This is a genomic window from Micromonospora echinospora, assembly GCF_900091495.1.
GTDB classification, from domain to species: domain Bacteria; phylum Actinomycetota; class Actinomycetes; order Mycobacteriales; family Micromonosporaceae; genus Micromonospora; species Micromonospora echinospora.
This window is the reverse complement of sequence record NZ_LT607413.1, coordinates 4,086,668-4,101,247: the sequence shown is the minus strand read 5'-3', so window position 1 is coordinate 4,101,247 and position 14,580 is coordinate 4,086,668. Positions and strand designations below refer to the sequence as shown.

The 14,580-nt window shown below is 71.6% G+C and carries 11 protein-coding genes and 1 other RNA gene; 4 read left to right on the top strand and 8 right to left on the bottom strand.

Annotated elements, in window-relative coordinates; all coding sequences use genetic code 11:
• Window positions 1–42 precede the first annotated feature (42 nt).
• The 3 genes from GA0070618_RS18550 (at window position 43) to GA0070618_RS18545 (ending at window position 1,950) form a co-directional block, all read left to right on the top strand.
• Window positions 43–837, top strand: a complete 795-nt coding sequence (locus tag GA0070618_RS18550; RefSeq protein ID WP_088982760.1) for a GntR family transcriptional regulator — start codon at window positions 43–45, stop codon at window positions 835–837.
• A gap of 263 nt (window positions 838–1,100) precedes the next feature.
• Window positions 1,101–1,271, top strand: a complete 171-nt coding sequence (locus GA0070618_RS33525; RefSeq protein WP_157748957.1) for a hypothetical protein — start codon at window positions 1,101–1,103, stop codon at window positions 1,269–1,271.
• Window positions 1,272–1,605: 334 nt separating this feature from the next.
• Window positions 1,606–1,950 carry a hypothetical protein gene (locus GA0070618_RS18545; RefSeq protein ID WP_088982759.1) on the top strand — a complete coding sequence of 115 codons (345 nt, stop codon included), beginning with the start codon at window positions 1,606–1,608 and terminating at the stop codon, window positions 1,948–1,950.
• A 158-nt stretch (window positions 1,951–2,108) separates the two neighbouring features.
• On the opposite strand, the gene rnpB is transcribed toward GA0070618_RS18545, so the two are convergent.
• Together rnpB and GA0070618_RS18535 are read right to left on the bottom strand one after the other, a co-directional pair.
• Window positions 2,109–2,527: RNase P RNA component class A (gene rnpB / locus GA0070618_RS18540), an RNA gene on the bottom strand.
• Between the two features lie 109 nt (window positions 2,528–2,636).
• The gene (locus GA0070618_RS18535) at window positions 2,637–4,097 is read right to left on the bottom strand and encodes a hypothetical protein (protein ID WP_088982758.1); all 1,461 of its coding nucleotides are present in this window, start codon (window positions 4,095–4,097) and stop codon (window positions 2,637–2,639) included.
• A gap of 103 nt (window positions 4,098–4,200) precedes the next feature.
• Between GA0070618_RS18535 and GA0070618_RS18530 the strand changes: the two genes are divergently transcribed.
• Window positions 4,201–4,962, top strand: coding sequence for a sulfite exporter TauE/SafE family protein (locus GA0070618_RS18530; protein WP_088982757.1), 762 nt, complete (start codon window positions 4,201–4,203; stop codon window positions 4,960–4,962).
• A 37-nt stretch (window positions 4,963–4,999) separates the two neighbouring features.
• Here GA0070618_RS18530 and GA0070618_RS18525 read toward each other — a convergent pair whose 3' ends face one another.
• From GA0070618_RS18525 to GA0070618_RS18500, 6 genes are all read right to left on the bottom strand, one after another.
• On the bottom strand, window positions 5,000–6,496 hold the full coding sequence (locus GA0070618_RS18525) for a phospholipase D-like domain-containing protein (RefSeq protein ID WP_088982756.1): 1,497 nt from the start codon (window positions 6,494–6,496) through the stop codon (window positions 5,000–5,002).
• Entirely contained in the window at window positions 6,489–7,661 is a 1,173-nt protein-coding gene (locus GA0070618_RS18520; RefSeq protein WP_088982755.1) for a hypothetical protein, read from the bottom strand. The genes GA0070618_RS18525 and GA0070618_RS18520 overlap by 8 nt, the downstream gene beginning before the upstream one ends.
• Window positions 7,658–10,918, bottom strand: coding sequence for an AAA domain-containing protein (locus GA0070618_RS18515; RefSeq protein ID WP_088982754.1), 3,261 nt, complete (start codon window positions 10,916–10,918; stop codon window positions 7,658–7,660). The genes GA0070618_RS18520 and GA0070618_RS18515 overlap by 4 nt, the downstream gene beginning before the upstream one ends.
• Window positions 10,915–12,366, bottom strand: coding sequence for a TIGR02710 family CRISPR-associated CARF protein (locus GA0070618_RS18510; protein ID WP_088982753.1), 1,452 nt, complete (start codon window positions 12,364–12,366; stop codon window positions 10,915–10,917). Before GA0070618_RS18510 ends, GA0070618_RS18515 begins: the two co-directional genes overlap by 4 nt.
• A 224-nt stretch (window positions 12,367–12,590) precedes the next feature.
• A complete protein-coding gene (mctP, locus tag GA0070618_RS18505; protein WP_088982752.1) occupies window positions 12,591–14,246 on the bottom strand; it encodes a monocarboxylate uptake permease MctP in 1,656 nt (551 codons plus the stop codon).
• A 58-nt stretch (window positions 14,247–14,304) separates the two neighbouring features.
• The gene (locus GA0070618_RS18500) at window positions 14,305–14,565 is read right to left on the bottom strand and encodes a DUF3311 domain-containing protein (protein WP_088982751.1); all 261 of its coding nucleotides are present in this window, start codon (window positions 14,563–14,565) and stop codon (window positions 14,305–14,307) included.
• Window positions 14,566–14,580: the final 15 nt, after the last annotated feature.

Here is a 14,580-nt window from a genome sequence, read left to right as displayed (position 1 = left end):
CGACTTGAGGCCAGTGACCGCGTCGACTCGGAGGGGCCACCGATGACCGACAAGGAACCGCCCAGCTACCAGCGCGTCGTGGACGATCTGCGCTCGCGGATCCTCGCCGGTGAACTCGCTCCCGGCGACAAGCTCCCCACCGAGCGGGAACTCCAACAGCGGTGGGGCTTCTCCACCACGGTCGTCAAGAACGCGCTCGCCCTGCTGCGCAGTGAAGGGCTCATCGAGGGCCGGCGCGGCTCCGGCAACTACGTACGCGACCGGACCCGGCTGGTGCGGCGAGCGCACTCCCGGGACATGCGTAACCGGCTCGGCAGCACGTCGCCGTTCGCTCGGGACAGCGAAGCCGCCGGTGCGCGCCCGAACTGGGAGGCGGGCAGCCGGAAGATCCCCGCCCCGCCGCAGGTTGCCGCCCGTCTGGGCATCCCGCCCGGCGACCCGGTAATGCACACCCGCTACCGGTACCTGGCGGACGGCGCCCCGATACAGCTCGCCGACTCGTACGAGCCGTTGGCCGTCACCGGCGGCACGCGGGTGGAGCATCCCGAGCGGGGGCCGGTCGTCGGCGTCGTCGCCCGAATGGACTTCATCGGCGTGACCATCGACCGGTTCACCGAGGAGGTCACCACCCGCCCGGCGCTGCCCGAGGAGGTCGACGCCCTCGCCCTGGACCGGCGCGGCGGCCGGTGGGTGATCGCCGTCGAACGCACCTACTACGCCGGGCGGACCGCCGTCGAAACCGCCGACATCGTCTTCCCCGGCGATCGATACCGCCTGGTGTACGAAGTCCCCGTCGACCCGTGGACGCCACCGGCCGGCGAGCCCCAGGCAGACTGACCTCGGTCCAGGGCAGATTCTCCGGGAGCCGTGCAGGTCCGGTCGACGCCACCGCTCAGCCGGCCCGGCACGCCGATGGCCTACAGCCGCCTTTGACCCCGACCGTGCGCCGCAGCCCTTGGCACCCATCTGGCGGACGAGGGCGGAGTAGCGTCCGTCACGCGGGGCGGCAGACCGTCAGCCCTGGTCCCTTGTCTCGGCTCGCCAGCACCGCCTACCCGCTGGCCGATACTGGCATCAACGCGGGCAGGAGGAGGACAGACGTGCGTGAACAGGCCGACCGCCTCACGCTGATTGATCGCTGGCACCATTTTGTATTGAACCAACCGGTACTTGTGCATCCTGGCGAAACGATCTGGCGCGAAGACGACCACCTCTTGGTGCAGCGACTCGACGGGCGAGTGGAGGCCTATCCCGGTGCCATGAACCGCTGAAGGTGCCGGGAGACTTGAGGTAGATCGGTCCATACACGGGCCAGAAGCCGAGACCACCGGCGGTCAGCAACGGGCACGAGAGGGCAGCACGCCACCGCGACCAGCCAGGCGTCCCGGGCGATCAGGACAGCCGGGAGCGATCTTCCAAGCTGAAGCTCCGGAACCCAGAGCAGGCCGTCTCCAGGCCGTCAGACCGACTTCTTCCGTTCCTTGCCGTCCGGACCGCGGCACCAACTCCACCGCCAGTAACGTACCCGGTCCCCTCCCTCACGTCACCTACCGCCAATGAGGGCCAGGCGCGGCCCGGTGCCCTTCCCGCCCTACCCTGACGCGCATGACCGACAGCGTGGAGGCGAGTGGATCTGGGTGCACCAGCAGTTGGGTCCTCACCGCGAACGTCCGCCCACTGGTCGAGTCACTAGCAGCCCTGATCGACTACGAGGCCGACGACTGGGACCGGGACGCCATCGAGGCAGGACTGAGCCGTACCGACGCCGAAGACCCACAAGGGTGGTACGACTACCCACTCATCGGAACCGCCACGCTCCGTCTGGAACTGGCGAACGACCGCGGCTCCATCGTCACGATGGTTCAGGTACACCACCCGCCCGACCAACTACTGACAGGCCGCATCGAAACCATCATGTCGATGCTCGCCCGCTACCAGGTCATCGCCTAACGATCCCGAGCCACCGCGCCGCAAGATCAGGGCGTCTCCAGGGCGTCAGGGCGTCGTCAGGGCGTCAAACGCTGGCCAATCTTGACCGAGGACGACTATCGACACCCGGACATAGAAACAGCTCAGAGCCTTGATCAAAGCTCTGAGCTGGTGGGCGACGGACGAGTCGACCTGTACGCCGGATTCTGTTCGCGACGCGTACCCCGTCACCGGGGTCCGCATCGGCGGCGGCCATCCATCTCGGCCTACCGTCGCCGGCAGGCTCTTGCGGCCTACCCGCAGACTCGGGCGGGCCGCCCTCAAACGTCTGCGCAGGCCACCGTCCTCGCGGTCGGCGGCCCTCTTGGCCTTGCTCCGGGTGGGGTTTACCGAGCCATCCCGGTCACCCGGGATGCTGGTGGGCTCTTACCCCACCGTTTCACCCTTACCGCGCCCTGTGGGCGCGGCGGTCTGTTTTCTGTGGCACTGTCCCGCGGGTCGCCCCGGGTTGCCGTTAACAACCACCCTGCCCTGTGGAGTCCGGACGTTCCTCGGCGGCGGGCGCCTGGCCCGCCGACGCGACCGCCCGGTCGACTCGTCCGTCGCGCTCATCATCCTAACGACGCGACGGCCGCGACTATTGCCGACCCGTTCCGCAGGCGTCGCGACCGGGCGAACGACGCCGAACCGCGAGCCAGCACGAACAATCACCGGGGCGGATTGTCCGGTACGGCCCGGAGCAGGGACACCCCCTCGACCTCCCGCCACGGGCGGTAGTGCTCGGCGAGGATCCGCTCGACCTGCCCGGTGGGATCGACCCGCGCCGGGGCGTTGTTGAGCATCACCACCCGGGGGCGGTTCGGCCCGTCGAGCATCGTCCGGAGCCGCGGCAGCGCGTCCGGGATCTTCTCGATCGGCTTGCCCCACAGGTACGGGTAGTCGGTGCGCCGGTCGGCGAGGAAGTAGATGTTCGCCTGCGACACCAGCACGAATATCTGGTCCTCGGGACGGGTCCCGGCCCGGATCACCGCCGCGATCCGGGCGTCGCGCCGGGCCGCCTCGGCGTACGGGACGGCTCGGTCGCGTTGCGCGGGGCTGGCCGGGACCAGCGCCACCAGCCAGGCGACCTGGGGCAGCAGCACGGCTCCGAAGGCGGCGGCGCGCACACCGGGGCGGCGCGCTCCGACGGTGGTGACGGCGACGGCGGCGAGCACGGTCAACGGGGGCAGGAGCTGGACCCAGTAGTGCGGCCAGTACGAGCCGCCGAGGTTGACCCCGACCAGGCCACCGGCGAGCCAGGCGGCCACGGTCGCGGCCGTCGTCCGGTGTTGGCGTACCGCCCAGAGGCCGATGGTGGCCGCCACTGTGAGGGCGGCGAGTTCCGGCGCGACCGTGTGGAGGCTGTGCAGGAGGGCGGTGCCGCGGTCGTCGACGCCGGTGTTCGTGCCACCGAGCGCGGCCACCTGGTAGCCGACGAGCGCGTGCCAGTACCGCGACCAGCCGATTGTCGCGCCGTGTAGGGCGCAGAGTCCGACCGGCAGGGCGGCTCCGGCCAGGAGGATGGCGTACCCGCGACGGTGGCGTCCGGTGGTGACGGCGAGGACGGCCAGCGCGGCGGTGAAGCCGTCGAGCCCGGAGGGTTTCATGGTGACCGCTCCCCCGGCGGCGATGCCGGCGACGACCAGCCAGGCCCGGGTGTGGTACCGCCGCCAGAGCAGTGCGGCGGTGACCGCGAGGGCGGCCGGGACGCTGGCGAGCAGTTCACCGTTGAGGGTGAAGCCCTCGATCCGGGGGGCCACGCCCACGACCGCGTAGAGCGCCGCCGCGACGGTGCCGGTGCGCCGGCCGGCGAGCAGCCAGCCGGTCAGGCCGACCAGCACGGTGATCATCGCACCGGCGGCGACCGCGCCGACCCGGATGGCACCGCCGTCGGGGTCGAGGCCGAGCAGCAGTCGGTACGTCAGGAGTAGTCCCTGCGGCCGGTCGAGCCATGCCTCGCGGTACAGCGGCACGCCGCGCGCCCATTCCCGGGCGACGTGGGCGCATCCACCCTCGTCCATGGAGAGGCCGGTGCGGGCGAACGGCAGCCGGAGCAGGGCGGCGAGAACGGCGCAGGTCAGGATGGCACCGGCGGCACGACGGGTCTCCCGTGGTCGGGGCTGGGCCATGTGCGGCTCTTCCCTTTTCCCCGGCGCGCAAGCGTGCCGCCTCGGGGTGGCCGCGCGGGTGGGGTGTGCGTCCGGGCGGTGTCCTGGGTAGCCTCGGGTCGCCATGGATCTCTCCGACGCCGCGTTGCTGCTCGTCGCCGGTCTCGCCGCGGGCACGGTCAACGCGGTGGCCGGCGGCGGTTCCCTGATCACCTTTCCCGCGTTGATCGCGGTGGGGCTGCCCCCGGTGGCGGCGAACGTGAGCAACTCGGTGGCGGTGTGCCCCGGCTACCTGGCGAGCGTGGCGGGGAGCTGGCGGGACCTGCCGCCCCGACGGGCGGTGCTGGCGCTGCTGCCCACCGCCCTGGTCGGTACGACGATCGGGGCGCTCCTGCTGCTCAACACGCCTGCGCGGGCGTTCGAGCTGGTCGTGCCCTTCCTGGTGCTCGGGGCGACGGCGGTGCTGGCGTTCCAGGATCCGCTGCGCCGGCTGGTCGGTCATCCGCGCGACCTGGGTGCACGCCGCCGGGTGGTCACGCTCCAGGTGATGGTCCTGCTCGGCACGGTGTACGGGGGTTACTTCGGGGCCGCGCTCGGGGTGATGCTGATCGCCGGGCTGGCCCTGGTGCTGGACGAGACGCTGGCCCGGGTGGCGGCGCTGAAGAACATGCTCTCGGCGGTGGTCGGGCTGACCACGGTGGGGATCTTTGCCGCTTTCGGGCCGCTGAACTGGGCCGCCGTGGCGGTGGTCGCCCCGGCGACGCTGGTGGGCGGGTACGTGGGCGCACGGCTGGTCCGCCGGTTGCCGCCGGTGGTGCTGAAGTCCCTGATCGTGGTCTTCGGCACGGTGATCGGCGGCTACCTGTTGCACCGCGCGCTGCGCTGAGCCGGCCGCTACCCGCCCGCAGCGGACGGACGGCCGGTCAGGCCCGGACGAGGACGGCCGGGCAGACGCCCCGCCGGGTGCCGCTGCCCTCGCCGCGGAGCCCGTACCAGCGGTTCATCCGGTCCAGTGCCGGTTCGTCGGCACGCGTGACGCGAAGCCGCCGGGTCGGGCCGTTCAGGGTGAAGACCCGGTCGGCGGCGTGCAGCCGCAGCACGCCGTCGTCCGTCCAGAGCACCGGGCCCCACTCGACCGCCTCGGTCAGGGTGCGCCAGTCGGCGTCGGAGGCGGCCACCGTGATCCGGGCACGGCCCCGCCACCTGGTCTGCCAGGCGGCACGCAGTCCGGCGTCGAGGGCGCGACCGGTGGGTTGCGGCTCGAACCGCCGGTCGGCGTGCGCCATGGCGTGCAGCAGATACCGCCGGGCCTCGGTGAGCACCGGCCGGTGGTCGAGTCGGACGCCGACCTCCACCCCGTCGTAGAGGCCGTGCGAGGCGTCCAGGTTCGCCGAGAACAGCGCACCGTGCCGACCGTCCGCGACAACCCCCTTGGCGTGGGTGTACGAGTCGGCGTGGATGCGGACGCCGGCCTCGGCGAGGGCCGCGGTGTCGCGGCGGTGGTCGGCGATGTTGTTGCGGGCCCGCACCAGCAGCCGGACGTCCACGCCGTGCTCCCGGATCGCGCGGCGCAGCGGGTCGAGCAGCATCTCCGGGCGGTCCCGGACGCCCACCAGCCCGAACGTGGCGAGCAGCAGTTCGTGCCGGGCCCGGCCGATCACGTCGTGCAAGGTGGTGAGAATGCCGTGTTCGTTGCCGTCGGTCCAGACGACCCCGTGCGGTCCGGTGCTCGGTGTGACAATCACCGGCGCGTCGACCGGCGCCCGCTGCCGTAGGGCGTACTCGGTGCCGGGAGTCACCTCCCAGGTGCAGCCGGCGAACCACATCCGGGTGAAGAACCGGGCCAGCCGTCGCACCTCCACGGCGTCGGTGAGCACCACGCCGCTCTCCCCCGTGGCCGCCCGCTCGGGCCGGTCCGCGAGGGCGCTGGTCTCCAGGTTGGCGCTGCTGACCAGGGCCCTTTCGTCGTCGACGACGAGGAACTTGGCGTGGCACTGCTCGTGGCCGCGCAACGCGATGCCGCGCCGGGTGAGGCTGTCGAACTGCTTCTTCTGCACGGCCACGTCGTCGGCGTCGAGGTCGTCGAGTTCGGCCAGCCCACGGCGCAGGGTGCTCTCGTTCCACGAGGTCACCACGTACACCCCGCCGCGCAGCCGCTCGACCGCGTCGACCAGCGCGTCGATGATCCGGCGGTCCCCGATCCGGAAGCTGGCCAGGAAGATCTTCCGGCGGGCCGACCGGATGAGCTCCACGGCCGCCTGCCGGATCGACTCGGCGGAGCCCCGGTAGGTGAAGTGATGCCGGTAGTGCCGGTCGGCGGGTGGGGCGGCGACGAACGGCTCGTCCGGCGCCGACACCGGGAGAAAGAACCCCGAGGGCGTACGGACCCGACCGAGGTCGATTCTGGTGCGCTCAGTCATGGCTGAAGTCCTCCGCCTCCCGCAGGGCGTACACGATCGGTTGGAAGCCCAGTTGCCAGGCCCGGTCGCGGACCGCCGGGGTGTTCGGCAGTCGCGCCGGGTCGCCGTCGTCCTCGGCGACGGACGTCAGTGACCGGTCGAGGGCGACCAGGGCTTTCGCCTGGCTGTCGCCCGGAGCCAGGTCGATGGTCAGCTCGGCGACCAGGTCCGTCGCGGTGGCCGTGACGGCCAGCGGCAGCGCCAGGTTGCGACCCTGGCCGGCGAGGAGCTCGGCGTTGGAGCCGTCGATCGTGTACCGCCACCGGCCGAGCCCGACCTGCTCGACGTGCGGGAGCCGGACGTGGTTCCTGCCGGTCACCTCTCGCCAGAGCCGGGCCTGCACATCCCGGTAGGTCAGGTTCGCCACGGTGTCGATCCAGTACCGGGCGAGGCCGTCCGCACCGGTCAGCTCCGCGACAACCGGGTCGCCCCGCTCCCCGGGGATGGTCACCACCGGTACCGGACGATCACCGTCCAGGCGTAGCGCGCCGGCACAGCGGTACGCGGGGCAGACACCGTCGACGTCCACCGGCGTCGTTCCCGGGCCCGGGTCGTCCGGCCGGAGGAGATCCTGGCCGACCCCGTGGACCGTCCGGGCGGCCAGCCGCTCCCCGAGCAACTCGGTGAGGTCCCGATCACGGAGTTCCGCCGGAACGGGGGCGTTCCCGACCGGGCGGGCCCGCACCTGTTCGACCTGTTCCAGCCAGGAGTTCTTCGGATCGAGGGCGAGCAGGTCACCGGTGCGGGGCAGGAGGACCAGGTCGTACCGGACGGTCCGGTACTCGTGGACCACCTGTTCCGTGGCGAGTTGCTCGGCCATCGGCCGCCACACGGCGTAGCCGGAGTCGTCCGGTATCAGCGCGTTGGACTGCACGAGCCGACGTGCACCGGCGGCCAGAAGGTTTCCGGGCAGACCGGTGATCTCGGTGAACTCGGCCGGGTCCGCCCGTCCGGTGGTGAGCGCCAGTTCCACCGTGAACCGTTCCAGCGGCGTCATGTCGACGGCGGTACGCCGCACCAGCGGCACCGAGCGCCACCAGCGCAGCGGCAGCAGCACCTCGGGCAGCTCCATCGCCGTGCCGGCACGCCGGTGGCCGGCGTGCGCGGCCACCTCGAAGCGGATCACCGGGGACTGCGGACGAGTTCGGCGTCCGCGCCATTGTCGAGCACGTCGAACAGGTTGGCGTAGAACGCCTCCGCCTTCGGCACCCCGTTGAGGCTGCGCAGGGTGGGGGCGTGGCCGACCAGCACCAGCCCCCGTCGGGCGCGGGTGCACGCGACGTTGAGTCGGCGAACATCCTGCAACCACCGGCCGTAGCGGGGTGACGGGGTTCCCCGGCCCAGGTGGGTCCGGACGAAGGAGAGGAACACCAGGTCGCTCTCCTGACCCTGGATCTTGTCGATGGCGTCGACCACCTGGAACCGGAGCAGCCGGAAGTCCGGGTAACGGGGTCCGCCGAGCGCGGCCCGGACCGCCGCCGCCTGGGCCCGGTAGAAGGTCAGCACGCTGGTGGAGACGGGCTCGCCGCCGGATCGGGCCAGTCGCTGCTCCCAGGATCGGCACATGTTCCTTACGGTTTCCACCTCGAGGTCGTTGACGAAGCCGCTGCCTTCCTGCCGGTCCCGGGCCCGCTGTCCGTACGGGGAGGTGTCCGCGAAGACGATCGGGGTACGGGTCGGCCCGTACCGCAGCGGGGGCACGGCGGCCGGGCGGGGGGTGAGGTACGCGCCGCCGTACACCGGTTGCCGAACCAGTTCGGCGATCGGCTCGATCATCCGGCGTTGGGTCCGCAGTGCCTGGCGCAGGTGTGCCGGCATGCGGCCGACGATCCGCTCGAAGAGACTCTGGACCAGGTGCTCGCGCATGGCGGTGAGGAGGGTGCGCTCCGGGTCTGCGCCACCCGAGCGCAACCGTCGACGCGTCGCGTGGAAGTCGGCGCGGTAGTGCTCGCGCCACGTGCCCTGGCGGCGGAGCAGTTCGGCGGTGCGTCGCACGTTGTCGGTACGGAACTGGTGCAGCTCCTCGTCCTCGACCCACAGGGCGCCGAGGTGGTCCACCGCCGTGTCCAGGTCGCGGTGGTCGTCGCGTTCGACGGCCGAGAGCACGGCGAGGGCGTGCAGGTGGTGCTCGTCGGTGGACTCCACGTAGGGCGGCAGCTGGTGCTCGTCGCCGACGAGGATCCATCGGCGCGCCCGGACCGCGCCGATGAGGAACTCGCTGTCGGTGACCCGGCTCGCCTCGTCCACGATGAGCGTGTCGAAGTCGATGTCGTCGAGGCTCCGGCCCAGACCGGTGGTGGTGCAGCAGACCAGGTTCGCCGAGCGGACCACGTCGGCGCCGAACTCGCCGAGCAGCCCGTCGGCGCTCCCGTCGGTCAGGCCGGAAAGTTCGAACCAGCGTCGTTCCAGGCCGATGCGGTGTTCGCACCGGGTCACCCCGGCGACCAGGTCGGCGTGCCGCCGTTCCAACTCGGCGACGTCGATCCGGTCCGGGTCGTACCCGGTCGCGGTGGTCAGTGCGGCGGTAGCGGCGGTCAGCACGCCGGCGGCGGTCTCCCGGGCGGCCCGGTGCTCGGCGACGGCGGCCTGATGCGCCGGCTCTCCCTCGGCCCGCTCGGTGGTCAGGCGCGTCAGGTCGGCCCGTGCCCGGGCCATCCGGTCAGACCACTTCCGATGCCCGGCGGTCAGTCGTCGGTGTTCCTCGACGGCCGCGTCCATCGCGGTCAGGAGTTCGCTCAGGGCGTTGTGGACACCGAACACCTCCATCAGGCGGTACCAGAACACCAGCGGTAACGGTATTTCGTCGAGTTCGGTCCGCAGTCGCTCGACGTCGGCGGTGGCCTGCGGCAGGCGCGCGTCGAGCCGGGCCAGTTCCCGGTCGGCGCGGGCGACGTTCTGCTCGGCGTCGCCCAGTCGTCCGGTGAGGTCCTGCTGCCACGTCCGGTACCGCCGCACCGCTGCGGCGAGCCGCTCCTCGGCGCCGGCCAGGTCCCTACGGGCGGCCAGGTACACGTCGACCGCCTCGGCCCGGCGGCGCAGCCCGTCCGCCTCCGCCCGCCACCGGGCCGCCCGGGAGGCGGCTGGCCGGCGGCCCCGGCGCAGGTAGGTGTCGGCGACCCGCTCGGGCAGGAAGCGGCGCAGGTCCTCGCGTACCCGGCCGGGGTCCCAGGAGACGCGCATGGCGAGTACGCCCGGCTGGTCGCCCACCCGGCGGAGCACCTCGTCGACCGCGACGTGCATCGGCGCGAGCAGCAGGACCCGCTCACCCCGGGCGACGCACTGCCGGACCACCTCGGTGATCACCCTGGTCTTGCCGGTGCCGGGTGGCCCCTGGACCACGAAGGCGTGCGGCGTCCCGACCGCCCCGGTCACGGCGGCCCGCTGCTCGGTGTCGAGCTCGTCGTCGAACCACCGCCAGACCGTCGGTGCCACTGGCGCCGGCAGCCGGGCCGGCTGGCACAGTAGCTGGGCCAGATGCGTCCAGTCGCCCTCGACCTCCTCGTCCAGGAACGTCAGCAACGCGTCGGCGTGCCGCTTCATCGCGAAGCGGGCCTCCTGACGCACCCGCACGGACGAACCGGCCGGCACCTCGCGCTGCGGCGCGGAGACGGCGAGCTGCCGTCCCTCGACGGTCTGGATCCGCAGCCTCCGGAGAATCGTCCCGGCGTGGTGGAGGTCGACCCCGCTGCCCTCCCGGAAACCATCCGTGCGCGGCAGGTCGATCCACAGGACCGTGCCGTCGCCGTTGTCACCCGTATCCCGGGCCACGCCCTCGCCCTCGACCCGCTCCTCCAACTCGCTGCGTTGCCTGAGTAGTTTCAGCAGCAGGCGCAGTGGCTGGTAGCGACGGTGCGCCAGCCCCCGGAGCGTGGCGTACGTCCGGGTCTGCTCCACTACCTGGCGCAGGCCGCTGCGGGCCCGGTCGACCGCCGCCCGACGTCGCCGGGCCGCCGCCAACGCCTCCTGGTACGCCCGGAGCACCTCCTCGGGCGAGCAGGGCGTCCAGGTCTCCTCGCGGACGAACCTCACCCCCGACGGTCGTACGGCGACCGCCCGGCTCAGGCCACCGGCCAACTTCACGTTGGTGACCAGCGTGATCGCCTCGCCCGCCATACGGCTTGGACGCTCCTGCACGAAGACGTGGTACCGGGAGCCGGAGATCACGTAGTACCTGTTCCCGTCCCGGCCGTGGCGTTCCTCCATCCGGAGGCCGGCGGCCAGGTCGGCGGCGACGTCGTCCTGGTCGACCGTACCCACCCAGGGAAAGTTCCCGGCCCAGGAGAGCACGACCACGTGGCGTTCCAGGCCGACCGGGTCGAAGAGTCCCGGGTTACTGGCCCGGCTGTGTTCGTCGACCCACTCCGACGGGATCCCCAGGGTCACCGGTCCACTCGCAGGAAGCGCAGCTCGGCCAGGAGTCCGGAGAGGTCACCGCCGTCGCCGTGCCGCGCCCAGTACGCGGTCAGCAGCTCGGCGGCCTCCTTTCGCAGTTCGTCGGTGTCCGAGGCGGAGATCGCCGTGGTGCCGTGCGCCAGGACCGACTTGTTCCGGGCCCTCGTCCGGTCCTGGAGTCGCCGCAACCGGACGAGGTCCGGTGCACCGGAGGAGTCGGTGAAGCCGGCGGCGGTCATCATGTCGTCCGCCTCGGCGACCAGGAGCTGCGCCGCCGCGAAGAGCGTCAGCTTCGCCGGCGGACCCTGCGTCGGTCCGCTGCCCAGTGCCCGACCCAGGTCCTGGTACCGCCGTCTCAACCGGTCGGGCGCGTCGATCAGGGCGTAGTCGCAGCCGTCCGGGTCGAAGCCCGGGTACCGCGCCCGCAGCCGGCTGGTCAGGCACGCCTCGATCGTGCGGTAGAAGAGCAGGGCGGCGAAGTCGTGCCGGCTCACCTGCTGGTAGTGCCGTCCGAGCAGGTAGAAGCACACCACGAAGGCGGTCGGCTCGCCGGCGGCCAACCGCTCGGCGAAGGCGAGTTGGGCGTGCAACGTCGCGGTCAGCTGCGGTGACACCTCGCGCTGCACGGCCGGCAGGCTGTCGCGTACCCCGGCCACCGCCGCCGGCAGGGACGGCAGGTCCAGGTCGCACCAGGTGCGGTAGAGCTCGGCGACGGAGCGCATCAGGCGGGCCCGCCCCGGCACGGCCACCCGCTCGCAGATCTCCGCGTAGCGCTGGCGGGCCGCCTCGTACGCCCCGGACCGGAAGGTCTCCAACGCCCGCTGCATCTCCTGGTCGCCGAAGAGCGTGGTGGGGTTGTCCAGCGTGATCAGCCGGTCTTCGCCCGGCAGCGGCTTGCGGGTGACCGGGTCGTAGCGGTTCTCCACGTACGTCAGCCGCAGGCTGAGTTGCCAGGCCGCCAGGGCCGCCGCCGCGCTCATCACCTTCCGCCCGCCGGTGATGTCGATGACCGCGTCCCGGCCGTCCCGCCCGCCGAGCCACTTGGAGATCTTCGCGTACATGTCGAGCGGATCGCTCGGGTCGACGGTCTCGTGCTGGAACGTCTCGAAGTCGAGCCGGCCGCTCATCACCAGGTGCCGACCGATCAGGTTGACGCTCTCCGCCGCGTCCTTGGACCGCAGCACCAGCAGACGACGCGGCTGGAGCAGTTCGAACGCCAGCACGGTGGGGGTGGCCGCGAACCCGCAGAGACTGATCAGCAGGTCGACCCGACGGGTCGGCAGCACGCTCGCCGCGCGGGCCCGCTGCACGGCGTCGTCGAGCAGGTGGTCCAGGTAGAAGCGGGTGGCCTGGAGCGCGGCACTGCCCTCGCCGTACCGTTCGTCACCGCGTTGGATCCGGGACATCCGCGCGACGCGGTCTACAAAGGACGTGCCCATGGAGGCACCCTACCCACCCCCGGGCACCGGGCCCAGCACTGAACGTCGACGTGCGCGGGACGCGCGCAGTTCCGATCGCCGGAGGTCGCAGGGGTGCGCGGGGGTGCGCCGGGGGCGCGGGGGGGCGCGGGGGGGTGGTTGCAGGACGCGCGGGGGTGCGCGGGGGTGGTTGCAGGGGTCCCCTGTTACCGCTTTTTGATGAGGAGGGGACCCCTGCAGGCACCTCAGGCGACCGGTTCCGGGGCGCTGTCGGCGTCCCGATTCGGGCCGGGGGTGACGCGGGGGTCGCCCTCGTCGGCGAAGTAGTCGTCGGGCGTGGTGCCGTCGCTGCCCTCAGGCACCCGGGCGGCCCGCAGGAGCAGGGTGACGATCGCCGCGACCAGCAGGTTTACCAGCACCGCCACGATACCGACGTAGATCGTCTTCTTGGTGTCGACGCCGAAGTCGGCCAGCGGGAAGGCCGAGCCGCCGAAGTGCTTGCGGCCGGTGGCCGCGTTGGGGATCTGGTAGAGCATCCACATGCCGAGCCCCATGCCGGCGGCCCAGCCGGCGATCAGCGCGCCCCGGTGGAACCAGCGGGTGTAGAGCCCGAGCGCCACGGCTGGCAGCGTCTGGAGGATGATCACGCCGCCGATGAGTTGCAGGTCGATGGAGAACTGCGGGTCGAGGAAGACGATGCAGGCGACCGCGCCGACCTTCACCACCAGCGAGGTGATCTTGGAGACGTTCGCCTCCTGGGCCGGGGTGGCGTCCCGCTTCAGATACTCCTTGTAGATGTTGCGGGTGAACAGGTTCGCCGCCGCGATCGACATGATCGCCGCCGGCACCAGGGCGCCGATGCCGATGGCCGCGTACGCCACCCCGGCGAACCAGTCCGGGAACTGCTGGTCGAACAGGACCGGCACGACGGTGTTGCTGTCGACCGTGCCCTCCTTCGCGCCCGGCAGCGGGGTCACCTGCGCCGCGATGGCCATGTAGCCGAGTAGCGCGATCAGCCCGAGCAGCAGACTGTACGCGGGCAGCGCGGACATGTTCCGCTTGATCACGTCACGGTTCCGGCTGGCCAGCACGCCGGTCAGGCTGTGCGGGTAGAGGAACAGCGCCAGCGCCGAGCCGAACGCCAGGGTGACGTACTGGAGCTGGTTGTTGGCGTTGAGCAGGATGCCGTCGTTCGGGTTCTCCGAGGCGGCGAACTTGGCGTCCGCGGCGTCGAAGATCTCCCCCCAACCACCCAGCTTGTACGGCAGGTAGAGCACCGCCACCAGGATGACGATGTAGATCAGGGTGTCCTTGACGAAGGCGATCAGCGCGGGCGCGCGCAGCCCGGACTGGTACGTGTAGGCGGCGAGGATGGCGAACGCCACGATGATCGGCAGGTGCCGGGCCAGGGTGCTCTCCCCGGTCACGCCCATCGTCTTGAGCACCGCCTCGATGCCGACCAACTGCAACGCGATGTACGGCATGGTGGCGACGATGCCGGTGATCGCGACGAGCAGGGCGAGCACCGGGGAGTCGAAACGCCGGCGGACGAAGTCGGCCGGCGTGACGAAGCCGTGCCGGTGCGACACCGACCAGAGCCGGACCAGCACCAGGAACACCATCGGGTAGATGACGATGGTGTACGGCACGGCGAAGAACCCGGCCGCGCCCGCTCCGAAGATCAGCGCCGGCACCGCCACGAAGGTGTACGCCGTGTAGAGGTCCCCGCCGACCAGGAACCAGGTGATCCAGCCGCCGAAGCTGCGTCCGCCCAGCCCCCACTCGTCCAGGTGGGCCATGTCCTTCGGCGCCCGCCACCGGGCAGCGACGAAGCCCATCGCGCTGACCAGCAGGAACAGCACCGTGAAGACGATGATCTCGGTGAGGTGGTCACGCCACATCACTGCACCACCTCCGCTCGCGACTGCGGGGCTCGCAGACCCGGCTCACTCCTCGCGCTCACCGGCCACCCCGCTTCTTGGTCATCTGGTAGACCAGCGTGGTGGTGGCGACGCCGAGCAGGATGTACGCCAGCTGGAGCCAGTAGAAGCGCGGGAAGCCGAAGATCCGGGGCGAGTCGCCGTTGAACAGGACGGGGATCAGCGGTACCACGATCGGGACGAAGAGCAGCCAGTTCCACGGGCTGTGGTCCTTCGCCCGGGAACGTACCGTGGTCGGCCGCCGCGTCGGGGTCGGCGGCTCCGGTTCGGTCGCGGCCATGGGCCCACCTCCGGA

Bases quoted from the DNA above. Each gene is read 5' to 3' on its own strand.
- GA0070618_RS18545 (WP_088982759.1), top strand. From the start codon at position 1,606: ATGACCGACAGCGTGGAGGCGAGTGGATCTGGGTGCACCAGCAGTTGG.
- GA0070618_RS18525 (WP_088982756.1), bottom strand. From the start codon at position 6,496: ATGACTGAGCGCACCAGAATCGACCTCGGTCGGGTCCGTACGCCCTCG.
- GA0070618_RS18550 (WP_088982760.1), top strand. From the start codon at position 43: ATGACCGACAAGGAACCGCCCAGCTACCAGCGCGTCGTGGACGATCTG.
- GA0070618_RS18510 (WP_088982753.1), bottom strand. From the start codon at position 12,366: ATGGGCACGTCCTTTGTAGACCGCGTCGCGCGGATGTCCCGGATCCAA.
- mctP (WP_088982752.1), bottom strand. From the start codon at position 14,246: ATGTGGCGTGACCACCTCACCGAGATCATCGTCTTCACGGTGCTGTTC.
- GA0070618_RS18535 (WP_088982758.1), bottom strand. From the start codon at position 4,097: ATGGCCCAGCCCCGACCACGGGAGACCCGTCGTGCCGCCGGTGCCATC.
- GA0070618_RS18530 (WP_088982757.1), top strand. From the start codon at position 4,201: ATGGATCTCTCCGACGCCGCGTTGCTGCTCGTCGCCGGTCTCGCCGCG.
- GA0070618_RS18500 (WP_088982751.1), bottom strand. From the start codon at position 14,565: ATGGCCGCGACCGAACCGGAGCCGCCGACCCCGACGCGGCGGCCGACC.